A 23,085-nucleotide genomic window follows, 5' to 3' on the forward strand; every position below is an offset into this window, starting at 1 on the left:
GTCTTGGTATGAGTGACTTACATGTTGGGATAGTTGGGCCCGCCGCCACCTTCCGGCACGACCCAGCGAATGTTCTGCGCCGGGTCCTTGATGTCACATGTCTTGCAGTGAAGGCAGTTCTGCGCGTTGATCTGGAAGCGCTTGCCTGCCGTTTCCTGCACGACTTCGTATACACCAGCAGGGCAATAACGCTGCGCCGGTTCCTCATATCTGGGCAGGTTGACGCTGATCGGAATCGACGCATCCTGCAGTGTCAAATGACACGGCTGGTCTTCTGCATGCTGGGTATTGGAGAGGTACACCGAGGAGAGCTTGTCGAAACTGAGGACGCCATCGGGTTTGGGGTACTCGATAGCACGGCATTTTTCGGCGGGCTTCATCTGAGCGTGGTCTGGGGTATCATCGCGCAGACGAAATGGCAGTTTGCCTCGGAATAGATTCTGATCGAGGAAATTGAAGGCCCCGCCGAGCACTGGTCCCAGTTTGTGCAATGCCGGCCCAAAATTGCGACTGGCATACAACTCTTCGTGTACCCAGGACGCCTTGAAGCGCTCGCGATACTCATGCAGCTCATTGCCGCCGCTATCGCCTTGTTGCAGCGCTTCAAAGACAGTCTCTGCCGCCAACAATCCCGACTTCATCGCGGTATGTGTGCCCTTGATCTTGGCGAAGTTCAGTGTGCCCGCGTTACAACCAATCAGTAGCCCGCCCGGGAAGGTCATCTTTGGCAAGGCGTTGTAGCCCCCCTTGCAGATGGCACGCGCCCCGTAGGAAACGCGCTTGCCTCCCGTCAGGTATTGCGCCAGCGCCGGGTGATGTTTGAGTCGTTGGAACTCATCGAAGGGACTGACATGCGGATTGGAGTAATTCAGATCGACGATCAAGCCGACAACCACTTGCTGCTTGTCGCCGTGATAGAGGAAGAAGCCACCTGAGGTGCCATCGCTCAACGGCCAGCCAGTGCCATGCACAACCAACCCCGGCTGATGGAGCTCCGGTGCGATATCCCACAGCTCTTTGATACCCAGACCGTAATGCTGACTGTCGGCTTCGGCGTCCAGCGAGAAATTCTGATAGAGCGACTTGCCCAGGTGGCCCCGGCAGCCTTCGGCAAACAGCGTATAGCGGGCGTGTAACTCTATCCCCTGCATATAGCTGTCGTTGGGCTGGCCATCTCGACTGACCCCCATGTCCCCGGTGGCGATACCCTTCACGGCGCCATTGTCGTGATACAGCACCTCACTGGCGGCGAATCCGGGGAATATCTCGACCCCCAATGCCTCCGCCTGCTCTGCCAGCCAGCGACACAGGTTGCCGAGGCTGACGATGTAGTTGCCCTGGTTATGAAGTGTCTTAGGCACCAGCCAATCGGGAAACTGCAACGTGCGCTCCTGATTGGGCAGGTAAAGCACCTGGTCCTCAGCCACAGGCACACCAAGAGGGGCCCCGCACGCCTCCCAATCCGGGAACAGCTCATCAAGAGCACGCGTTTCCAGAATGGCACCGGACAGGATATGGGCCCCGACCTCCGAGCCCTTCTCGACGACACACACTGTTAACTCTGTCTCGTTCGCTTGCGCCTGTTGCATCAGCCGACAGGCAGCCGATAGGCCCGATGGGCCTGCTCCGACGATGACGACATCGAATTCCATGGCTTCGCGATCATCTTGACTCATGAAGTCTTTCCTCCCCCGGTCACCGAGGTATGTGAACGCTGACGCGCCGCCGCCAGGGTATTGCGCATCAGGCATGCAACGGTCATCGGGCCGATCCCCCCAGGGACCGGCGTCAAGCCGCCGGCCTTGCTGGCCGCTGCGTCAAAATCAACATCCCCCACCAAGCGCTTCTCGCCCTTAGCGTTCTCGATGCGATTGATACCCACGTCAAGGACAGTGGCCCCCGGTTTGATGTGCTCGGCGCCGATCATTTCCGGCAACCCCACCGCGACGACGAGAATATCTGCCCGCCGACACTCCGCCACCATATCCCGACTACGCGAGTGCAGTGTGGTGACCGTGCAGTTGGCATTGAGCAGCAACTGACCGATGGGTTTGCCCACAATATTGGAGCGACCGACCACCACTGCCTTCATGCCAGATAGATCGCCAAGGCGATCTTGCAACAGCAATAGACACCCCAGTGGCGTGCAGGGCACCATGCCCGGCTCGCCAGCACTCAGGCGGCCTACATTGATGGGATGGAATCCATCGACGTCCTTGGCAGGATCGATTGCCTCGATGACAGCGCTTTCATTAATGTGCTCAGGCAACGGCAGTTGTACGAGAATGCCATCCACACTGTCGTCTTCATTGAGCAGTGTGATCAGTGACAGTAGTTGCGTCTCGGTCGTCTCACTCCCCAGTAGATGCTGGAATGAGGCGATGCCGACCTCTTCGGCCTGACGCATCTTGGTACGAACGTACACCTGACTGGCGGGATCACTACCCACCAACACCACCGCAAGCCCCGGCTGATGCCCGGTGTCGGCCACGAAGGAGGCGACCTCTTCGGCCACTTCGCCTCGCAGCCGCTTGGCGAAGGCCTTGCCATCGATCACGATGCTGCACGTCTCTTCGATTGCCTGGGAGGCACTCAGCTGATTCATTGCTTAACTCCTCTGCATCAGAACACGACAGTTCTCAACCCATTCTGGAAGACACGATGCGAGACGTGATATTTGACAGCTCGCGCCAGCGCCTGCGCTTCCATGTCACGCCCGACCTGGGTGAGATGCTTCGGATCATGGGCATGGTCGACCCGCTCGACCATCTGCTCGATGATGGGACCTTCGTCCAGGTCTCCCGTCACATAATGTGCGGTAGCTCCGATCAGCTTCACACCACGATCGTAGGCCTGGTAATACGGCTTAGCCCCTTTGAAGCCGGGCAGGAAGGAGTGATGAATATTGATGCAGCGCCCTTCCAGCTCCTTACTTAGCGTGTCGGAGAGAATCTGCATGTAACGTGCGAGGACGACCAATTCCGTATCAGTGCTACGGACGATTTCCAGCAGGCGCGATTCTTGTTGCGGCTTGGTCTCCTTGGTCACTGGCAGATGAATGAATTCGATGCCTTCGCGCTCAGCCATCTCCCGCAGGTCTTCGTGATTGGACACGATGGCCGTGATGTCGATCATGAGTTCGCCGGTCGCACGGCGATACAGCAAGTCACGCAGACAGTGATCATATTTGGACACCATGATCAGCACCTTGGCGCGTTCCGAGGCATCATGGATTTCCCACTCCATGTCGAAACTCATGGCAGTGACTTCAAAGGCCGCCTTCATCTGGTCGACCGTGAAGGTGCGATCCCCTTCAAAGACAAACTCGATGGTCGAAAAGAAGCGACCGGTTTCCTGGTCATCGAATTGGTGCAGTTCCTTGATGAAGCAACCACGGTCGGACATAAAGTTGCCCAGTGCCGCTACGATGCCGACACGTCCTGGGCAGGAGACTTTGAGGATATAGGAATTCTTGTTTTTCATGATTGTTGTTTTTACGCTCCTGGATCGGGCTCTTAGAGAGCGGAATCGAATTGCGGCATAACCTCGAAGAGATCACCGACGATGCCGTAGTCAGCGACCTGGAAGATCGGGGCATCCGGATCCTTGTTGACGGCCACGATGACCTTGGCGTCCTTCATGCCTGCCAGGTGCTGAATGGCGCCGGAGATGCCTACAGCAATGTAAAGCTCAGGTGCGACCACCTTGCCGGTCTGGCCAACCTGGTAGTCGTTGGGAACGAAGCCGGCGTCCACTGCAGCACGCGAGGCCCCCACGGCAGCCCCCATCTTGTTGGCCACGCTGTCGAGCATTGCGAAGTTCTCACCGTTCCCCATGCCGCGCCCGCCTGAAATGACCACACGGGCGGTGGCGAGCTCCGGGCCCTCGGATTGTGGCGCGGAGCGCCCCATGACCCGGGCTTTCTCTTGCGGTGACGGCGCCGGCAATGCCACACACTCTGCGCTGCCCTCCATTTCACTGAAGGCCTCGAACTTGGTGCTGCGTACGGTAATGACCTTGGTCGCCTCCTGGCTGCGATAGGTCGCCAGCACGTTTCCGGCATAGATGGGACGCTCGAAGGTATTGGCGTCCACTACCGCACTGATGTCGGAGAGTTGCGCGACATCGAGCAGCGCCGCCACTCGCGGCATCAGGTTCTTGCCGAAGCTGTTGGCTGGGGCCAGCAGGTGCGTATAGCCCTCTGCACACCCCTTGACGATCGGTGCCATATCTTCTGCTGCCGGCAGCGCGAATTGTGCTGCGTCTACCGTCATTACCTGACGAACTCCACTGAACCGAGCGGCTGCCTGGGTGACTGCCTCACAGTCATGCCCCATGACCAGCAGGTCGATGTCACTGCCTAGCTGATGTGCCGCCGTCAGTGTATTGAGAGTGGCCGAGGCAATTTCACGATTATCGTGATCCACGATGACAAGAATCGACATGACGCACTCCTTAAATGACGGTGGCTTCGTTTTTGAGTTTTTCCACGAGTTCGCCGGCCGAATTGACCAACACTCCCCCGGATTCGCGTACCGGCATCTCGCTCATCGACACCAGCTCGAGTCGTGGCGTGAGGTCCACGCCCAACTCACTGGCCTCCACGGTTTCCAGCGGCTTTTTCTTGGCTTTCATGATCGCCGGGAGTGAGGCATAACGCGGCTCATTCAGACGCAGGTCCACACTGACCACCGCCGGTAAGGACAACGCCAACGTTTCCAGGCCGTTGTCGACCTCACGCACGACTTCCAGTGCACCGTCCGTCGTGGTCAACGTCGAAGCGAAGGTGCCTTGCGGCCAGTCCATCATGGCGCCCAACATCTGGGCGGTCTGGTTGCAGTCATCATCGATGGCCTGCTTGCCCAGCATGACCAGGTCCACCCCTTCCCGCTCGACCAGCGCCTTGAAGACCTTGGCCACTGACAGCGACTCGGTACTCCCGTCGAAAGGCACATGAATGGCTCTATCAGCTCCGACTGCCAGTGCCTGGCGAAGCGTTTCCTGGGATTTGTCCGGCCCGATGGAGACGACGATGACTTCCTCGGCGACGCCGGCTTCCTTCAGTGTGATGGCCTGTTCGACGGCCACCTCATCAAAGGGGTTGATGGCCATCTTGATGTTGTCGAGATCCACCCCGGAGCCATCGGCCTTGACCCTGACTTGTACGTTGTGATCGATGACACGTTTGACACCTACCAGAATCTTCATGCGATCCCTCCACGACTAGCGTCGATTTGTATTGTTGTAAGCAACGGTGTGCGCGAGACGATGATTGTTTGAGAGGCAGTGAGTGTTTGAGAAACAGTGATTGAGAGACAGCACCTCTCGGCAGGGCCATGACGGCCCGCCAAACAACGACGACAGAGAGGTGCTCTCAACATTGCTCAACAACACGCATCACGGCACTGCAATGTGATGGCTCAAGACCTCACGCGAACGTCATGACTTGAGTAACGCATTGTCGGGATCGAGCAATGGCACCGCCACTACACGTGCCGCATGCTGCTCACCGATGATGTCGACATGCAGATCCGCGCCCTCTTCAGCGTGCTCCGGGTTCACGAAGCCCATGGCGATGTTCTTGTTGACCCGGTAGCCGTAGCCAGCCGATGTCACGGTGCCGACCACCTTGCCATCGGCGTAGATGGAATCACCGGGGTGCGCGGCAGCATGCTGGCAATCGACCACCAGGGTGACGAACTTGCGGCGCATCGGCTTGCCTTCCTTGGCCAGCAGCGCTTCCTTGCCCGGGAAGGTCGGCTTGTCCATCTTCACGAAGCGGCCCAGGTCACTCTCGAAGGGATCAAATTCGGTGATCAGATCGGCTTTCCAGTGGCGATAGCTCTTCTCGAGACGCATGGATTCCGTAGCCAGTGAGCCGAAGGGCTTCAGATCAAAGGCTTGTCCTGCTTCATCCAGCAGCTTGTAGGCCAGATAGAGTTGCTCGTTGGGGACGTGCAGCTCCCAACCCAGTTCCCCGCTGAAGCTCACCCGCAGCGCCATGGCCTCGGCATGACCGATATAGACCTTCTTGGCCGTCAGCCACGGGAATGCCTGGTTGCTCCAGTCGGTGCGAGGCGAGAGAGAGGCCAACAGATCACGTGACTTCGGCCCGCTCACGACCAGGATGGTGTGTGAATTGGTCATGGGGACCAGCTCGACACCACAATCCGGCAGGTGCGCTTTCAACCATTCCATGTCGTGATATTCGGCGGCGGCGGCAGAGCCGTACCAGAAGCGATCATCGGCCAACTTGGCCAGCGTCGCCTCACCGGCGACATTGCCCTTGTCGGTCAGGAAGTAGCACAGCCCCACACGGCCGACCTTCTTCGGCACATTGCCGCACATCAGGCTATCCAGCCATTCTGCCGCCTTGGGCCCCTTGATCTCGTAGCGGTTGAAACCGCTGACTTCCATCAGGCCGACATTTTCATGCACCGCCTTGACCTCTTCGGCGACGATCTTGTCCACCTCGGTAAAGCGGAAGCTGTGCTTGAACTCGAAGTCCGGCGTCGGCTTGTAGAACAGTGCACGTTCCCAGCCATTGACGGTGCCGAACTCGGCGCCCTTCTCTTTCAACACGGAATACAACGGCGTGGTCTTGGCCAGACGTCCCGCGTCACGATGCTCATGCGGCATGTGGAAGCGGAATTCATTCTGATAGTCCTCGATCGCCTTCAGCGCGGTGAACTCGGTATTGGCATGACCGGTGAAGCGCGCCGGGTCCAGACACCAGGTGTCCCACTCGGATTCACCATGCACAATGAGTTCGGCCAGAATCTTGCCGTGGCCGCCACCTTCGCCCAGCCCGGCACGCAGGCCGATGATGGAATAGGCATTGGTCAGCCCCGGGGTCTTGCCGACCAGCGGGTTGCCATCGGCAGAATAGGTGATGGGGCCATTGATGATGCTGTGAATCCCGGTGCGCTCCAGGCATGGCATGCGCTTGAAGACACGCTCCATGTTGTCCAAGCAGCGGTCCAGATCATCCGGGCACAGGGCATTGACGAAGTTGGGGTCGATACCGTCCATGCCCCAGGTCTTGCAGCGTTGTTCGTAGATACCGACCAGCAGACCTTTCTTCTCCTGACGGCTGTAGAAGTCATCACGCGGGTCACGTAGCAGCGGAACACGTTCCTCGCGGGCTTCCAGCTCGGGTAGCGACTCGGTCAGGAAATACATGTGCTCCATCGAGATGACGGGGTACTCGACACCCAGCATCTTGCCGACTTCGTTTACCCGGTACCCGCAGGCGTTGACGATGATCTCGCAGGTGATATCGCCATTCTTGGTCTGTACGACCCACTCGCCATTGGGTTTCTGATAGACATTCTCCACCGGGTTGTGGCGATAGATCTCCGCCCCGGCTTTACGCGCCCCACGTGCCAGCGCCTGGGTCAGCTGGGCCGGATCAATATCGCCATCGAGTGGATCCCAAAGGCCACCCAACAGCTCTTCATCGGCCTCCAGCAGCGGATGACGCTTGGCACACTCCTGAGCATCGATCAGTTCAAAGTCGACCCCCATGCCCTTGGCCAGGGAGATAAAGTGCTTATAGCCATCCATATGTTCCTGGGTCGACGCCAGGCGGATACCCCCGGTGGCATGGTGGTAATTGATGGGATGATCCGGATCCTGAGACAACTCCTTGTAAAGTTTTATGCTGTGGCTCTTCAGCCCCACCATCGTCTGAACCGCGCCGAAGTTGGTCACCTGTGCAGCAGAATGCCAGGTTGTCCCTGAAGTCAGTTCGTTGCGCTCCACCAGCACCACATCGGTCCACCCTTCCTTGGTCAGGTGATACAGCGTGCTGCAACCGCCAATCCCACCGCCGATGACTACGACTTTTGCATGTGTCTTCATTGATATTCCTCAGCTTGTTCTTATTGATAAAACATCAAACATTACCGGCACGAACGAGCTCATCTCAGCGTTGTACTTGTTCCTTGGGCGGTGTCTTTCGGCCGTGCGTCACAATGAATGAAAGCGCTTTCATTTCTAGCAGTAGAATCCAGGGCTGACAAGGTACGCCTGCTCACTTTTTTACCTCTAAGCAAATGACCTACTTCCAACCCCAGTCCAACGCGGAATCAACCAAGCTCGTTATCCAGTGGAAAAAACTGGCAAGGATTCGGCACATAGCAATTGCTATCGCCCTATGAAAGAAAGGCAGTCCTGAAAAGGGGTTGCAATCGCGGAGTTATTGGCAGGCTGGTAACACGGGAGCATGAAAAAAATCACAGCCGTCCCCTCTTCGTGATCGCCCAAGGGGCCATGGGGAGGCACCAGACGAAGGGTCGCAATGCGACAGACGGTGTTGGCAGATGAGAAATCAGAGGAAAAGCGCACCAGGCGACAGGTAGTGAAACAGGAGGCGTGTTCAAGCAGCCAGCCACATGCCATGGCCGGAGAATGATATCTCCCCCCATGGGCTGAGGGGTGAAATAAGGGTCAGACGTCAGAAAGCCATTCGCGTGACGGGCAAGCGCGGCAATGGGGAGCGCAAGAGACAAATGACCTGCTGCAGTGAACTGCCCCCTCGATCAAGAACGCGGGGGCGCACAGGAGTCGCGTACGACCAGCTCGACGTCCAGCAAGGCGGGAACCGGATGCGCCTGCTCCTTCAGTCGTGCGACCAGATATTCCGCAGCCAGTACCCCCATTCGCCGTTGCGGGGTTCGCAACGTCGTCAGGGCCGGTACCAAATGCTCTGCCAACCAAGTGTCATCAAAGCCGGTAATGGAAACATCGCGCGGCACGTCGATCCCCATGGACTTACTTTCGAAGATAGCCCCATAAGCAAAGGGATCCGAGCCACAAATGATGGCGGTTGGCTTCTTGTCTCGAGACATCAGGGTTCGAAACCCCTGCTGGCCATGCTGCACGCCGAAGGGACTCTGTATGACAGAGCTATCGGGCATGACAATTCCATGTGATGACAAGGTATCCTGTATTCCCTGCAATCGATGCTGGGCGCGATCATTGCCTTCCAGTCGTCCGGAAATCATCGCAAAGTCACGATGCCCCAAGTCCAACAAATACTGAGTTACCTTACTGGCTGCATCATGATTGTCGAAGCCGATACAAGGATGCCTCAACGTCGTATCAATTGACCAGTTGATGACATATGGGATCCCCTTAGCGTTGAGAAGGTCGTAGATGCCGTCATCTCGTGACAGGCCTACTAACAGCAATGCATCTACGCCATGCGCCACCATCTGGATGATCTGCTCACGCTCTTCATCGACATCATAGCGCGACGATGCCGCCACCATAGTATAGCCGGAATTGGAAATATATTGATGAAACTCTTCAAGTGAGTGGCCAAAAAGCGTGTTGTCCAATGATGGGACGATGGCACCGATCATGCGTGACTTATTGGATGCCAAGGCACGCGCCGCCGCATGCGGGACGTAGCCAGTCATCGAGATTGATTTCTCTATCTTGAGCTTGGTGCGCTCGCTAACGATATCAGGATTATTGAGATAACGAGAAACCGTCGCCGGCGATACACCCGCGTGTCTTGCTACATCGTCAAGTGTCACACTATTCATCCTGGATTTCGCCTTCTTGATATCCTGCCCTGGAAGATCAGCATTACATAACTGGCCTAGCAATACTTTGCCATGCGACTTTTCCTGATTTCTGTTAACACGCACGGAAGCCCCGCGTGTGCCCCAGCATAGCAACCACTCCTAGAGTAATAATCCTATCAGATCATACTTTGCGTGAGAAAAATCACACCATTCCATAACCTGGTCCAACGCAGCATCGTAAATCGTGTTGGAATCTGTTCAGCGTCGATCGGCATCCATAGATGATGCACTGATAGACGACAGACTCTCTCCTTGCAACGCCAAGGGCCCGCTGAATCGTCAGCGGGCCCCTGAGCCACCTAGTCAGTCTGCATTTTCCAGCCGCTGGAGCGCTACCTGGCGAGGATGAAGGATGTGCGAATACCTCACTACCGCCACGAAACAGGTCGCTCAGCGTATCAACGCTTTTCTGGGGCATTTCTCTCTATCATGCTGATGGATATCGCCAGGAAAAGTATATCCTTTACCAGGAAGAAGTTGGCGATCAATACGCCATCGGTCACTTTCCACACGTCGGGGGTCGTGAACAGAAAGCTCAGTGTCGTCAAGAATATGGCACTGGCCGCGAGACCAGAATAGAACGCTACTTTCCTGTACTTGAGCCCAATCAGAATACCGATAGCGACAAGGATCTCGGACAGGCCGACCAGGTTCGATACCGCTTGTACCGACATCACGTCATAGAGCCAACCCACGGCGAAATGGTTCTCGACCAGCGGCTGAATGAGGCCCGCTTCCGTGGGAGTGAATTTGTAGACTCCCAGCCATAGCAAGAGCAACGCAACACCGAATACGCCAACGTAATAGCCGATACTGCCCTGCTTGATTTCTTGATGATTACCTTGCATGCCTCATCCTCACTCCACTCATCTCGATTCACGAAACCTGTCGGCCTCAGCGTTCATCATGCTCCCCGGTAGTGATGTCTTCAGGGCTATTCTTCCTGCATGACTGATGCAATGAAATACGGCAGTTCCCAGAGCGCGGATGCAAAGAAGGGTGTTTTAGTTCTCTTCTCAGGAACGTCAGACCCCGTATCGGGCGCATCTGTTCCTGTAGCGGCCGCACCCTGCAACGCAAAGCATGCAACGCGATGCATAGAACGAAAAACACCGCTCTGCAGACTGCCAGAGCGGTGTTGGTAGTGGTCTAAGCGTGATCTTACAGTCCTTCGAGAATCTCATTCATCTGGGCCCGCACGCTCTGCAGGCCGCTGCCGGAGAGATACCAGAGGCCAGGTGAGAGCACGGTAACGCCAATGGTCTCACCGCCAGCGTCGGCCAACGCGGCTCTCAGCGCCTCAGCATCCATCGGGGTCTGACCGATGGCGGCACTGCGATCGATCACATAGAGCTCATCCGGCGCCATCTCGGCGATGTTTGCCGGTGACAGCGGGTAGAAGGTGCGCTTGCCACGGCTGACCGGCTCCACGGAATCCGGCAGCTCAGGCTGAGCGATCTGCAGAAGCTCCGTCACGACTGGCTCCTGGCTCAGGATGTAGCGACCGTCGTTATGGATCACGACCAGTGCCTCGAGATCCTCCGGCAGCCCTTCACGAGCCGTCGCGATATCCGACTCAAGCGCTGCCAAGTGCTCACGCGCCTTTTCCTCAGCATGATACGGGGACGCCAGGCTCAGTACCTTGCTGTTCAGTGCTTCGAAGTAGTCGCCTTCTTCGAGAGTGACATCACGCGTCTCCGCCACAGCCTTGAGCGCCTCAAGTGATCCAGATTGACGACCGGTGACCAGAATCAGGTCCGGCTCCAATCCCGCGATCGCCTCGACATCAGGCTCCTTGAGCCCGCCGATATCTGACCGACCTTTGACCAGATGTGACACATAGGCGGGCGCAGACTGATGTGGAACCCCGACGAGGTGCTCGGCTAAACCCAACTCATCCAGCGTATCGGTAGCGCCCCAGTCCAAACTCACGACGGAAGGGCCATGCTCTCCCCCGGCGACTTCGTGTGCCTGGGCACTAAAAGGTAAAGCAGCCAACAACAGAGTAGAGACAGACAAGGTGAGCCCAGCGACGTTCATCGACACCCCCTATATTGAATAATAATTAATATCATTTAATTTCTCAATCATATCACGGCTGTTTACTCAAAATCATGCAACTGTGCGTTGCACAACCCGCAATTTATGAGCAACTCCCTGCCACCACCGAGGGTTGCGAAAAACGCAACTCTGATAGCAAAGAAACACACCTAAACTAAAAAATACGAATGTTTATCATTTGTTTTCTTAAATACGAGAAAAAGATCGACACTGATGCGATAGCGCCTGTCGCATTCCCTACTCGAAGTCGACGTCAACAGAGCACTCAATGGCCCACAACTCTAAAAAACCTCGTGGCTCAATAACGGCATAATCGCGACCTCAAGGATCCAGGAACATGACAGCCCCCGCACTCCCCTTTGCTCGATCAGCCTTGGCTATCGGTATCGCCGCCGCTTGCCTACCTGCTGGCGTACAGGCTGACGAATCCAGCCAGTTGGAACCTGTGGTGGTGACAGCTTCCGGCTACGAACAGGTGATCTCGGATGCCCCTGCCAGTATCTCGGTCATTACCGGCGAGCAGCTCAACAAGCAGTCGTACACGGACATCACAGATGCCATGGATAATGTGCCTGGCGTCTATGTTACGGGGGGCGGAAATTCTCAGGACATCAGTATTCGAGGGATGGATAGCAGCTACACGCTTTACATGATCGACGGCCGCCCTCTCTCGGCTGGCCGCTCCGTCAATACCAATGGCAATGATGAAGGCAAGCAGATTGGCCTCCCCCCGATCTCGATGATCGAGCGAGTGGAAGTGATTCGCGGGCCGATGTCATCGCTGTACGGCTCACAAGCTATGGGCGGCGTCATCAACATCATCACCAAGAAGGTGGCGGATGATTGGTCGGGGTCTGTCACGACGGAATACACCCATTCGCTCAACGACATCAGCAATGACGGGCAGCAGCTGAGTTTCTATACCAGCGGGCCGCTCATCGAAGGCTTGCTCGGTCTCAAGGTCCACGGAAACTGGACCGGTTATGAAGAAAGCGATTACCAGGGCGGTAGCGACAATGCTGAAAGCATGCCCGACAGCGACACACGTCAAGGAGGAGCCGAATTCACGCTGACGCCGGATGAGGACAATGCGTTCACGCTCGGCTATACCGCATCCAAGAAAGAATATACTCACAATGCGGGTGTGAGCATCGCAGACGACTCCGAGACCAGTCGCTACCGCTATGACAAGGACGTCTACACCCTGGGTCACAAGGGAAGTTACGGCAGCTTCCTCACGGACACCTATCTGCAGCACGACATCTCGGAGAACGTGCTGGATTCCGATGACGAAAAGCGCGAAGAAGTCACCACGCTCAACAACCAGACTACGTACTTCTGGGGCGACCATATGCTGACCTTCGGCGGTCAGTACAAATTCGAGCAGCTGACCGATGAGACCAATGGTCTACTGGCCTCAAATGTCCCCGGCGCCGTCGACAACGTCGATCGCTGGATTGCCGCGCTATTCGTCGAGATGGAATGGAGTCTGACCGAAGATCTCAACGTCACCACCGGAGTCCGCTACGACGACGATGAACTGTTTGGGGGCCACCTCTCGCCACGCGTCTATGCCAATTATCGCCTTGACCCACAATGGACACTCAAGGGCGGGGTTTCCACGGGCTATAGTCAGCCAAGCCTATCCGCTGCGACAGAGGGCTTTGGACGCCTAACCGGTCGGGGCAGCGCCGTCATCATCGGTAACGAGGAGCTGGATCCGGAAACCAGCACTAACTACGAGCTGGGCACCGTCTTCCAGAACCAGTCAGGGACGCTCAGTGCCGGTGCTACCCTGTTCTACACCCAGTTCAAGGACAAGATCTCTGAAGACCGCCTCTGCCAAGGCCCGGATGCAGGTTTCTCCGATCCCGCCTTCCGCGAGTGCAGCTATGCCGGAACTGACTACTATTTCGTCAGCACCTACCGCAACATCGACGAAGCTGTCATGCAGGGGATCGAGCTGTCACTTGACTATGCCATCACCCCTAGCGTGAACCTGAGTTCCAGTTACACCTACACCGACTCCGAGCAGAAAAGTGGTGAGTTCAAGGGCGAGCCCTTGAACAAAGTCCCGGAACATATGCTCAACGTCGGGCTGGACTGGCAAGCGACTTACGACCTCAATCTATGGGCACAGGGGAACTACCGTGGCGAAACCAGTGATTATCTGTCACGTACCAGCATGAGCGAAGGCACGCCCAGCTATACCTTCTTCGATGTGGGTGTCGTCTATGCCTTGAACGAGAACGCTCGCGTCAAGGCAGGCCTCTACAACATCGCCGACAAGGAAGTCACCAATGACACCTACGGCGTGGTGCTGGATGGCCGCCGGTTGAACCTGGGGCTGACCATGGACTTCTGACCCTCGACCAGATCCACTCATGCTTACGCATCAAGGGGAGCCGAGGCTCCCCTTGATGCATTGCAGCTCATGGTTTCAAAACAAGACGTCAGTCATGGGGCCGGTGTCTTCATCAGCAGCTTCCATCAGATCCACGAGACTCGCTGCCACTTTCCTCCAGCAACCACTCGCGAAAGACTTGCACCTTGGCAAGCGTTGCCCCCAGGCCGATGAATCACGTAATAGGCCAAGGAAGACGCGCATATTACCTCATCGAAAAGTCTCACCAGACGCCTTCAAGCAATTACATCGTGAGCCATTACCGCACGAGCCAGTGCAATACCCTGCTTATCAATTGCAACCTGCCGCTCCGAAGCGGAGTTATTCATCGATGATCCATGACGTATTGCGAGTGGGTTACCTGGCAGTTGTTCTCAAGGATTGCTCGAACCTGTCCAGGAAGAGGTCGGCTTCCGAGCGCTCGATGCACAGTGGCGGGCGTATCTTCAAGGTACTTCCGGACTTGCCGGCCCCGCCGATCAACACGCCATTGCGCTTGAGGTCGTTGATCAACGCCGTGGTGCGCTGGGCGTCCGGCGCTCCGTCACGCGTCGGGTCACAGAGATCCAATCCCAGGAACAGCCCGGCGCCTCGTACATCGCTCACCTCCTCGAAACGTGCCTGAATATCTCGGAGCTGTCGCTTGAAGTACTCGCCTTGACGTGTGGCATTGGCCATCAGGTCTTCCTCGTCGATCACGTCCAGCACCGCCGTGCCCGCCGCCACGGCGACCGGTGAGCCGCCGAAGGTATTGAAGTAGCCCACATCGGTATTCAGGACCGCCAGCAACTCCTCGCGTGCCGCCAGCCCGGACATCGGGAAGCCGTTGCCCATCGGTTTGCCCATGGTCACCACATCCGGCATCACGCCGTGGCGCGAGAAGCCCCACATCCCCTGCCCCGTGCGCCCGAAGCCGGGCTGGACCTCATCGGAGATGAACAGGCCGCCCCGGGCCTGCAGGAGTTCGACCGCGGGCTTCAGGAAACCGGCGGGGTCTGCATAGATGCCATCGCTCGAGAAGATGGAGTCGACCAGCAGTGCCGCACATCCATGACCACGGGCCTCCAGCTGCTCGATGCCGAACCGCACCTGCTCGGCGAACCAGGCGGCCGGGTCTGCCTGCTCACTCATCCGGGAGATCGGCAGGATATGCACGTGATCCGGCGGCGTTCCCTGCTTGTAGGAGGATGGTGAGACTTCCGTCACGGCGGCCGTGTTGCCGTGATAGGCCGCCTCGGTGACGATGATCCCCTGCCGGCCCGTCCAGCCACGCGCCAGCCTCAGCGCCATGTCGTTGCTTTCACTGCCGGTACACATCATCACCAGTCGATTGAGCGTGCGCGGCAGCGTGTCCAGCAGGCGCTCGGCATAGCGATGGATGCCTTCGTGCAGATAGCGGTTGTGCACGTTGAGGGTCCCCATCTGTTCGGCGACCGCCTGGACCACGCGAGGATGGCAGTGGCCGATGGACGGCACATTGTTGTAGACATCCAGGTAGCGCTTACCTTGATCATCGAACAACCAGACCCGCTCCCCTCGTACGATGTGCAGCGGCTCCTCATAGAAGAGCATGGACGTCGGCCCTACCGTTTCCAGCCGCTTGCGTACCAGTGCGCCGATTCGCGCATCTGCCTTGTCGATGTGCGCCATGCTGAAGGCGTTCTGATCCAGAATCCCGCGTACCTTTTCCATCACGCCATCCTCACCTTGTCATTGATTGTCCGATCTGTACCTGTCCGAACAGTACTCGTCCGATCAACATCCGCCTGATCGTCGTGTTCCTGCATGCCCGGTGTCTGCACGCCCAGTGTCTGCACGACACCTTGCTGGCCCTCTCGTGACTGGCCCCCTCGTTGCTGAACATAGCGCCGCGCCATGAGGGCCGTATCCCGGCTGAAACCATCACTCAATGTCTTGCCTTCCTTGCTTTCCTGATGCGTGGCCAGCCAGGCACACAGCAGAATGCGACGCAGCATGATGAAGGTATCCAGCATTGCCTCATCTGCCGCCGAAAACTCGGCCACCGAGCGGTACCCCTTGATCCAGGCATCGCGCAGCTGCGGGACGCTCGGCTCCATCTCGTGGAAGCTGATCGCGGCAGCGAAGTCATAGGCATACCAGCAGAAGCCGCAGTCATCGAAGTCGATGATCGCCATGCTGTCCCGTGATACCAGCAGGTTGGTCAAGCGCAGGTCGGCATGGACCAGTCCGAACTGCTCTGGTGCCGTGCCATAAAGCGCGATTTCCGACTTGAGATAGGGGATGGCAGCATTGATGGCCTGGGCCTCTTCCAGCGTCATGCGCGGCGCATTTCGCCAATCGCCCCACAGCCCACGGGGTGAGATCATGCTTTCCATGTCCCAGCGCTTGCGCACGAAGCCTTCCGGCGGCTGCCAGCGACGGCTGTGTTCGTGCAGCGTGGCAGTCATCGCGCCCAGCCGTTCGAACCACTGCGGCAGACCCTCGTCGATATCCGGCTCACTGCCGACCACATGCTCGAAGGCCACCACATACAAGGATTGCCCGCCGGCGGAGATGCTCAGCACAGGGCTGGCTGTTGTGGTCATGACCGGGGCAGGCGTATTGATCCGTGCCGTCGTGCGCAGGTCATCGATCCAGGCCAACTCGGACTCGATCTCCTCCCGGCAGTGATAGTCCGGGCGGTGGACCCGAATGATGATCCTGCGCCCCTCCTCGTCATCCTCGGCCAGAAAGGTCGCGTTCTCTGACATGGTCAGCAGCGAGATCCGCGATGTTTCCGCCATGTGCCACTTTTCCAGGCAAGTGACCAACTCGTGTCTTGTTTGATTTATCAGAGCTTCCGTATACATCTCACCACCTCGCTGACATGGGAAGACCGGGGATCTTGCGGTCTCGGTGTCACACTTCGTCTGCGGTCAGAAGCCAGTGGCCAATCTCACGACCCACGATCTGGCTCACGGCATGACGCTGTGCGCGAAAGTTGCATGACTCAGACTAACGACAGCGTGAGGTGATGCGTTATCAGCATCCGGCAAAGCTGAAAACACCATCAAGAACAATGAGTTGATTGATCAATGCACGAAGATGTATCACGAACGGACGACAGTGATGCCACCTGGCGGCACGGGATTTTCGAGCATGCACCAGGCAAGTGCACACGGGAGGCATGGGACGTCAATGAGCAGGCGCACAACCTGACCGACTGGTCGCAACACTACGACCAATACGGTCAGGGCGCCTTCTATGGGCGTATCGATGAACTCCATCTGCCGGGAATGCAGGTATTCAAGGAATACACCAGTCAGGCATTGGACCAGCAATGTCATGTCTGGCCGGATTCGCTGTGGATCGGTATTCCTGCCGAGCGACAGCCCTGCCGGATCAATGGCTACGCGCTTGAGAAAGGCGACATCATGTGTCAGCCGGGTGGGCAGGATTTCGCGCTGACCACGCCCGATACCTTCGCGATCCATTGTCTCGTGCTGCGGCGTGACTGGCTGCTCGAGGTCGCAGGGGAGTCGGCACTGACGCTATTGGAAGGGGATCCGCAGCACACGATGCGACTCGGGGTGACGCAAGGGACTCGGCGAGGGGTCACCTTCCTGATGGACCGCCTGATCAAGCGACAGGGGCCGGGATTCGAGGTTCAGGTGCATCAGGGCATCCTGTCACTGGCTGTTGCCGCCATTCTTGAGGAGTGGACACCTCTCACCGACCGCTACCCCAGCTATCACCACCGACGGCAGGTAGTGGAGCGCGTACGCGAGCATGTAAACCGAGGGGAGCCTGCACCGGTCAGCATCGAGAGTCTCTGTCGTATCGCCCACGTCAGTCAGCGGACACTGCACAACAGCTTTACCAGCATCCTCGGTCTCAGTCCGATGCAGTTCATCCGCTTCAACCGACTCAATCAAGTACGGCGGCGGCTTTGCGATCCTCAGTCAACAAGCACGATCGGTCAGGTCGCCAGCGACTGGGGGTTCTATCATCTGGGCCAGTTTGCCCGGGACTATCGCCGTCTGTTCGGTGAGAGTCCCTCGAGTACTCAGGCGCGTTATCGGGCAGGATGAGGCGTGCGATGGCTACCCCGATACTGCCCAAGCTGCAAGCCGAGGGGACCTGCCCACTCGACCACGTCAACTGAACACTCAGCTGACCTCTTCCAGTAACCATTCCCGGGATGCCTGCTCGTTGATGTCATTGGCTAATGGCCCGCCAGGTAGACTTGCTTGACCACAGAGCCATTCACGACGCTGGGATGGAAGGTATTCGGCAACTGAGCCCGGCTTCTTCCAGCAACCATTCCCGAAATGCCTGTACCTTGGCCACCTGAGTGACCTCGGGCCGGTGGATCACGTAATAGGCCAGAGAGGAGGCACACATCACCTCATCAAACAGCCTGACCAGGCGCCCCGAGACAAGGTCGTCATGCACCATGACTCCACGCGCCAACGCAATGCCCTGACCATCGATCGCGGCCTGCAGCACTGCGGCAGAGTTGTTGATCTGCAGACCGCGCGATGAATCGACATCCGTGAGACCCGCCTTCTTGAACCAGCCACTCCATGACGGAAAGCCGTCATAGCCTTCCATGGACAAGTCGTGAATCAGTGTCTCCTCCAACAGGGCTGCGGGGGTCTTCAAGCTTCCGGGGTCACGCAGCAGCTGGGGCGAGCAGACGGGGTAGACCTCTTCGTGCATCAGCTCCTGCGCTACCACCCCCCTCCATTTGCCTGGCCCGTAGCGTACCCCGATATCCACCCGCTCCCGTGAGAAATCGACCGGCTTGTGATTGGTGTCCAGATGCACATCGATGTCCGGCCACGCCGTCTGAAACCGATGCAATCGCGGCAGTAGCCATTTGGCGGCAAAGGCGGGGCTGACCGTTACCGTCAATACGCTACGCCGAGTGCCATCCTTGAGGCGCTCCACCCCGAGCGACAACTTCTCGAATCCGGCACGGATATCGGGTAGTGCCTGCTCTGCAAGCTCTGTCGGGACAAGGCGTGTCTTGCCACTGCTGGCACGATGAAACAGCGAGTCACCCAGCCACTCCTCCAGTCCCCGCACAAGTTGGCCGACAGCGGCAGGGGTCACGTGCAATTCCTCTGCCGCAGCGGCAAAGCTCTTGTGGCGGGCGCTCGCTTCGAAGGCACGCAAGGCATTCAGATGATTGGGCGATGTCATTGCGATAAAGTTTTTCTTTCCCTACTGCCTAGTTAATCTCGTTTGACGAAGGAAGTGCGTGACAAGGAAGCGAAGGAAATCTTCGCGGCCAAATGACCTCAGCCATTTCAAGCCGCGGGCTATACCCCCCCCCTTCCAGCGCGCCATCGCAGTCTTGAGCGTAGTGACAGCCCTGAAAGCAGTAACGGCCCGGAAGCGGATGGCCGACCACTCTTCTCTCCCCCTCTTCCCCTTCTCCGGCCCCAGACATTATCGCTTGCTGGGGCCGGTGCCGTTGACCGACACCATCACACAATGTCCTTGCCTCTTGGAGCATCAGGTAACGGCACTGACGACAAATCGAGACAACAGGGCCTCGATCTCGACTTGTTGGGAATCTTGCCCAACCCGGCGCTCTTGGCATGCGTGCGGTGCTTATTGCGGCGTTTGGGCTGACGGAGATGCCGCCAAAGGGTCACCACCCCGTGCCTTATCGTCCCAGATCAAGGAGTAGATCCATTGATGACTGACGCTGACGCCGGCCAAGGGCGCCATGAAGCCACTGATTTGCTGTGGGCTCCACTCCTCACGTAGCCGACCGGCAACGGCGGCCATCATGCCTGGAAGGCGCTTTGTCCACTTGGTAGCAGTGCGGCGTCGATGATCACTGAGTGTCTGGGCCTGCTCGGGATCATAGCCATCAGCGGTGGCGTTACGGCGAATTTCACGGCTGATCGTGCTGCTGTGGAGGTTCAGCTCCCTGCCGATCTGGCGCTGGCTCATGCTCAAGTCATAACGGGCGTGGATCTGGTATCGTTGGGTCTGGGTCAGCTGTCGGTATTCCATACTCTGCTTCACTTTGGTCGGTGAGCCGAGAAGGGTACCGGGGCTGGACCTCCTGCCTCTACCATGCGGTCCAAAGTGCTGCGGTTATTCTATGAATCCAGGTACGACAGTCTTCCAGAGAACTAGATCCATAACACTTAAATGAGAATAGCTATATTTACTCTAGAATTGAATTTTTATTCATGGTCAAGCATCCGTATATGGCGATGAAGGCGTATACCTTAATTTTAGGGTGAACACTAGCTAAGCGTTACTCATGGGCTAGTTCAAACTATCGTTGTCATCAAGTGGAAAATAAAGCATCTCAGGTCTTTACCTCTACTAACCATCATTATAAGAATGGAGGCATGAGACTTCGGAGGATTATTATGAAGCACACCCCTGACGACCTAAAAGCATCTGACACTTCCAATAACAATCACCATATTATCCATGAGGAGCTTCCCCAAGAGCATGAGGATCCGCTCATATGTGTGTTGCACAAAATTATTCGAGTCGGAGTGAAAATACTCGCCTTGCTTATGGTGTTAGTGATCTTCTGGGGCATCATTGATATAGTTTATGTTTTATATCAACAGCTAATGTCTCCCCCTATCTTATTACTGGAAGTTAGCGATATATTTCGCCTATTTGGCGCCTTCATGGTTGTATTAATTGCAATTGAAATATTTGTCAATATAAGACTTTATCTCGGCACTGATATATTCCCGCTACAACTGGTAATAGCAACTGCGCTAATGGCAATCGCGAGAAAAGTTATCGTCATGGACTTTGGAAACATTTCTCCTCATTATGTATATGCTACCGCTTTAGTGGTACTCTCTCTAGGGATCGCTTACTGGCTTGTAGCACATAAAAAATAATGATTTTATTAAATTAAATGGAAATACAATAACTTGGCTTTTTAATTCTTGAATAACATCCGCATATTATTATGTGGGAGCTTCGGGATAGATTTTCATTACCAGGCGTCAAACAACTGAATCCTTTGGTCTATTCCATCGCATATTTGATGAGCTCTCGTGTATAGCATTATGCCTTACAAAGCCTCGCAATGAATTTGAGCAAGACTTTCGCTTCAACTGACGTTCAGCGACATAGCGATATTTCAAAAAGGGATCTCAGTAACGGCTCGGTGCATCAATAACATTGCACCTAAAAGCTATGATATGGTGATAACGCTTGCGGGGTGCGTCGTCGTACCCCGACACAGCACTTTTGCTATGATAGGTCAAAGAGTTGTATATCCGGCTGATACTTTCGAATTCTATGTAACCAATAACCCAGGATTTCCTCAAGCTTCAATCGCACGTTATAGATGAGACTAGGCCCCTTACCTAACCAGGTCCTTCGCCTATACCAACCACTCGACAGGTAGCGCAATTCGCCTCGTTTAAAACAGCTCTAGCTCTAATACACTACATACTAGAGAGACATCTCCCAGCACGCTTAGCACGGCCAACAGCCAAAGCTTGCTCGGCAATGTCACGAGAGAGAGATGCAAATGTACATTCAAAAACAATCTGATCTAGTGATAACCCTAAATCGTCATGCATTATACAAATACTTTCACCTAAGGGCTGTAAATTCCCCTTCATTGCTCTCTGCACGTATTCAAGTGGCACTATATCATCAAACATCGCGTTCACCTTAAAATGGGCTTTTCGAGGACTTCAAACTTCTATAAAGCACTGAAGAGCTAGCAGTTAAAAATCTTCTACGCCAAATCATCGGGCAATTTACTTACCTCAACTTATAACCAATTATTGCAATACTAGTGAGTAGGCTATACTCTCCCTTCAAGCAATTGATTTAACGAACGACAACTGACAACGCTGGTCTTCGCAGGAGCACCATCAACACTACCGATTTAGCAAATTTCATCCATAACAACGACACAGTATTGCATTTCTTCGCTACTAACATAGATATTCGGCTATACAAACATTATTACAGTGATAATCTGCAATCTCTTGATCAATTTTAAATTCAATATGTGCAGACTTAGCCAATGTGTAATTTAGTCCAAGTGCGCTATATTCCAAAACGACTTCTCGAAACGTAATGTTACGTTGGCAAATTTCATGCTCTATCGCCTCACCTAAAGCAGATAGTTGACCTAACCTGCCATTATCAATAAGTTCTCTAGTTAGTTGACTCATTGCAAGAAATCTCTTGAACGAAAAAATTGTAACCATAGCGTAATCAAAAGGAAGGCTTGATAGAAGTCAATGTCTCAACGATACAACAACGCATTCTGTCAATAAGAAATATTTCTAATTATCCTCTCATAGATAACCGCCTGTTATGGCGCCTGACTAAAGCGCACCCTCTCTGTTCTAGCTGGGACTCTCCTAAGTCATACCAATGCCAGCACATCACAACGTCATCGGCTGCAACTCACCCTGCTTTACTCTATGCACTGTCACCCATAGGTGGCCGCTCCGAACAATGAAAAGAACAGCAGACACGCCAAGTGACTTAACAGCTTAGTAGCAGCAGACCTAGGCCTGAATGGCATGCCAAATGCATCGCTGTGTATGCTCACCCTTCCTTGCATGATGTCGGTTTGTCGGGTGTAGCTTGTAGGGCACCCGGGCCTCAGATGCGAAGACACGACCTCAACCGTAGAAGGGTCTAGCTACTTCGTTCGGGCTCATGAGCATATCGCCATCACTACCGTGCAAAGATGGGCCGCTTATTCCGTCCTAAGGCGGCCAGCCCCCAAAGCGATGTTCTCGAGGACTACGTCCTTCACAGCAAGCCCGGCAAATCTTGATGCCATGACGTCGTTTCAAGAGATCCCAGGGCTAGAAGTCAGCGACGATCTCTAGCGTCAATGCCTCGCCGGTATTGCCAGTGAATGCTCCCCACAGTTTCCAGACCATATCGCGAGGGCTATCAAAGCCCCACGCTGCAGCGTCTAACGGATATTGGCCGCTCGCTAACAAGACACTAAGCCCGCTGGCCACTCGACGCTCTTCTCTCACCCCACCCGCGAACACACACAACAAGAACTCGCACAACTAC

17 protein-coding genes are annotated in these 23,085 nt (G+C 55.8%); 3 read left to right on the forward strand and 14 right to left on the reverse strand.

The genetic code is table 11. The annotated features are described in order from the left end of the window. Positions 1-17 precede the first annotated feature (17 nt). The 9 genes from ACJJV2_RS10635 to ACJJV2_RS10675 form a co-directional block, all read right to left on the reverse strand. Complete coding sequence (locus ACJJV2_RS10635; RefSeq protein WP_405280620.1) at positions 18-1,676, reverse strand: electron transfer flavoprotein-ubiquinone oxidoreductase; 1,659 nt, start codon at positions 1,674-1,676, stop codon at positions 18-20. Further along, entirely contained in the window at positions 1,673-2,605 is a 933-nt protein-coding gene (gene folD / locus ACJJV2_RS10640; protein WP_131431766.1) for a bifunctional methylenetetrahydrofolate dehydrogenase/methenyltetrahydrofolate cyclohydrolase FolD, read from the reverse strand. The genes ACJJV2_RS10635 and folD overlap by 4 nt, the downstream gene beginning before the upstream one ends. A 17-nt stretch (positions 2,606-2,622) precedes the next feature. Then, positions 2,623-3,483 carry a formyltetrahydrofolate deformylase gene (gene purU, locus ACJJV2_RS10645; RefSeq protein ID WP_054555821.1) on the reverse strand — a complete coding sequence of 287 codons (861 nt, stop codon included), beginning with the start codon at positions 3,481-3,483 and terminating at the stop codon, positions 2,623-2,625. A gap of 32 nt (positions 3,484-3,515) precedes the next feature. Beyond that, a complete protein-coding gene (locus ACJJV2_RS10650; protein WP_054555820.1) occupies positions 3,516-4,445 on the reverse strand; it encodes an electron transfer flavoprotein subunit alpha/FixB family protein in 930 nt (309 codons plus the stop codon). Between the two features lie 10 nt (positions 4,446-4,455). Beyond that, positions 4,456-5,208: an electron transfer flavoprotein subunit beta/FixA family protein gene (locus tag ACJJV2_RS10655; protein ID WP_131431764.1), complete on the reverse strand. Its 753-nt coding sequence runs from the start codon at positions 5,206-5,208 to the stop codon at positions 4,456-4,458. A gap of 231 nt (positions 5,209-5,439) precedes the next feature. Then, on the reverse strand, positions 5,440-7,863 hold the full coding sequence (locus ACJJV2_RS10660; protein WP_131431763.1) for an FAD-dependent oxidoreductase: 2,424 nt from the start codon (positions 7,861-7,863) through the stop codon (positions 5,440-5,442). A gap of 680 nt (positions 7,864-8,543) precedes the next feature. Continuing rightward, the gene (locus ACJJV2_RS10665; protein WP_165873914.1) at positions 8,544-9,545 is read right to left on the reverse strand and encodes a LacI family DNA-binding transcriptional regulator; all 1,002 of its coding nucleotides are present in this window, start codon (positions 9,543-9,545) and stop codon (positions 8,544-8,546) included. Between the two features lie 449 nt (positions 9,546-9,994). Continuing rightward, positions 9,995-10,444 (reverse strand): DUF417 family protein, encoded by a 450-nt coding sequence (locus ACJJV2_RS10670; RefSeq protein ID WP_405280627.1) that lies wholly within the window; start codon positions 10,442-10,444, stop codon positions 9,995-9,997. 313 nt (positions 10,445-10,757) lie between these two features. Beyond that, positions 10,758-11,528, reverse strand: a complete 771-nt coding sequence (locus ACJJV2_RS10675) for an ABC transporter substrate-binding protein (protein WP_165873913.1) — start codon at positions 11,526-11,528, stop codon at positions 10,758-10,760. 466 nt (positions 11,529-11,994) lie between these two features. Between ACJJV2_RS10675 and ACJJV2_RS10680 the strand changes: the two genes are divergently transcribed. After that, positions 11,995-14,022 (forward strand): TonB-dependent receptor domain-containing protein, encoded by a 2,028-nt coding sequence (locus tag ACJJV2_RS10680; protein ID WP_131431759.1) that lies wholly within the window; start codon positions 11,995-11,997, stop codon positions 14,020-14,022. 396 nt (positions 14,023-14,418) lie between these two features. Here ACJJV2_RS10680 and ACJJV2_RS10685 read toward each other — a convergent pair whose 3' ends face one another. After that, a complete protein-coding gene (locus ACJJV2_RS10685; RefSeq protein ID WP_131431758.1) occupies positions 14,419-15,753 on the reverse strand; it encodes an aspartate aminotransferase family protein in 1,335 nt (444 codons plus the stop codon). After that, positions 15,753-16,826 (reverse strand): phosphotransferase, encoded by a 1,074-nt coding sequence (locus ACJJV2_RS10690; protein WP_286173703.1) that lies wholly within the window; start codon positions 16,824-16,826, stop codon positions 15,753-15,755. The genes ACJJV2_RS10685 and ACJJV2_RS10690 overlap by 1 nt, the downstream gene beginning before the upstream one ends. A 291-nt stretch (positions 16,827-17,117) precedes the next feature. Between ACJJV2_RS10690 and ACJJV2_RS10695 the strand changes: the two genes are divergently transcribed. Beyond that, complete coding sequence (locus ACJJV2_RS10695; protein WP_131431756.1) at positions 17,118-18,113, forward strand: helix-turn-helix domain-containing protein; 996 nt, start codon at positions 17,118-17,120, stop codon at positions 18,111-18,113. A 175-nt stretch (positions 18,114-18,288) separates the two neighbouring features. Here the strand turns inward: ACJJV2_RS10695 and gcvA are convergent, their stop codons facing one another. Continuing rightward, positions 18,289-19,230: a transcriptional regulator GcvA gene (gcvA, locus tag ACJJV2_RS10700; protein WP_131431755.1), complete on the reverse strand. Its 942-nt coding sequence runs from the start codon at positions 19,228-19,230 to the stop codon at positions 18,289-18,291. A gap of 414 nt (positions 19,231-19,644) precedes the next feature. Continuing rightward, positions 19,645-20,055 carry a helix-turn-helix domain-containing protein gene (locus ACJJV2_RS10705; protein WP_131431754.1) on the reverse strand — a complete coding sequence of 137 codons (411 nt, stop codon included), beginning with the start codon at positions 20,053-20,055 and terminating at the stop codon, positions 19,645-19,647. Positions 20,056-20,423: 368 nt separating this feature from the next. On the opposite strand from ACJJV2_RS10705, the gene ACJJV2_RS10710 reads away from it, so the two are divergent. Then, positions 20,424-20,918 carry a phosphate-starvation-inducible PsiE family protein gene (locus ACJJV2_RS10710; protein WP_131431753.1) on the forward strand — a complete coding sequence of 165 codons (495 nt, stop codon included), beginning with the start codon at positions 20,424-20,426 and terminating at the stop codon, positions 20,916-20,918. Positions 20,919-21,974: 1,056 nt separating this feature from the next. Here the strand turns inward: ACJJV2_RS10710 and ACJJV2_RS10715 are convergent. Further along, positions 21,975-22,217: a hypothetical protein gene (locus ACJJV2_RS10715; RefSeq protein WP_131431752.1), complete on the reverse strand. Its 243-nt coding sequence runs from the start codon at positions 22,215-22,217 to the stop codon at positions 21,975-21,977. Between the last annotated feature and the right edge of the window lie 868 nt (positions 22,218-23,085).

Origin of the sequence: Cobetia sp. Ld8, assembly GCF_045066615.1 — a bacterium.
Lineage (GTDB): Bacteria > Pseudomonadota > Gammaproteobacteria > Pseudomonadales > Halomonadaceae > Cobetia > Cobetia amphilecti.

What these genes read in the sequence shown, in the direction of transcription:
- ACJJV2_RS10635 (WP_405280620.1), bottom strand. Translation starts at nt 1,676, where the DNA reads ATGAGTCAAGATGATCGCGAAGCCATGGAATTCGATGTCGTCATCGTC.
- folD (WP_131431766.1), bottom strand. Translation starts at nt 2,605, where the DNA reads ATGAATCAGCTGAGTGCCTCCCAGGCAATCGAAGAGACGTGCAGCATC.
- purU (WP_054555821.1), bottom strand. Translation starts at nt 3,483, where the DNA reads ATGAAAAACAAGAATTCCTATATCCTCAAAGTCTCCTGCCCAGGACGT.
- ACJJV2_RS10650 (WP_054555820.1), bottom strand. Translation starts at nt 4,445, where the DNA reads ATGTCGATTCTTGTCATCGTGGATCACGATAATCGTGAAATTGCCTCG.
- ACJJV2_RS10655 (WP_131431764.1), bottom strand. Translation starts at nt 5,208, where the DNA reads ATGAAGATTCTGGTAGGTGTCAAACGTGTCATCGATCACAACGTACAA.
- ACJJV2_RS10660 (WP_131431763.1), bottom strand. Translation starts at nt 7,863, where the DNA reads ATGAAGACACATGCAAAAGTCGTAGTCATCGGCGGTGGGATTGGCGGT.
- ACJJV2_RS10670 (WP_405280627.1), bottom strand. Translation starts at nt 10,444, where the DNA reads ATGCAAGGTAATCATCAAGAAATCAAGCAGGGCAGTATCGGCTATTAC.
- ACJJV2_RS10680 (WP_131431759.1), top strand. Translation starts at nt 11,995, where the DNA reads ATGACAGCCCCCGCACTCCCCTTTGCTCGATCAGCCTTGGCTATCGGT.
- ACJJV2_RS10685 (WP_131431758.1), bottom strand. Translation starts at nt 15,753, where the DNA reads ATGGAAAAGGTACGCGGGATTCTGGATCAGAACGCCTTCAGCATGGCG.
- ACJJV2_RS10690 (WP_286173703.1), bottom strand. Translation starts at nt 16,826, where the DNA reads ATGGCGGAAACATCGCGGATCTCGCTGCTGACCATGTCAGAGAACGCG.
- ACJJV2_RS10695 (WP_131431756.1), top strand. Translation starts at nt 17,118, where the DNA reads ATGCACGAAGATGTATCACGAACGGACGACAGTGATGCCACCTGGCGG.
- gcvA (WP_131431755.1), bottom strand. Translation starts at nt 19,230, where the DNA reads ATGACATCGCCCAATCATCTGAATGCCTTGCGTGCCTTCGAAGCGAGC.
- ACJJV2_RS10705 (WP_131431754.1), bottom strand. Translation starts at nt 20,055, where the DNA reads ATGGAATACCGACAGCTGACCCAGACCCAACGATACCAGATCCACGCC.
- ACJJV2_RS10710 (WP_131431753.1), top strand. Translation starts at nt 20,424, where the DNA reads ATGAAGCACACCCCTGACGACCTAAAAGCATCTGACACTTCCAATAAC.
- ACJJV2_RS10715 (WP_131431752.1), bottom strand. Translation starts at nt 22,217, where the DNA reads ATGAGTCAACTAACTAGAGAACTTATTGATAATGGCAGGTTAGGTCAA.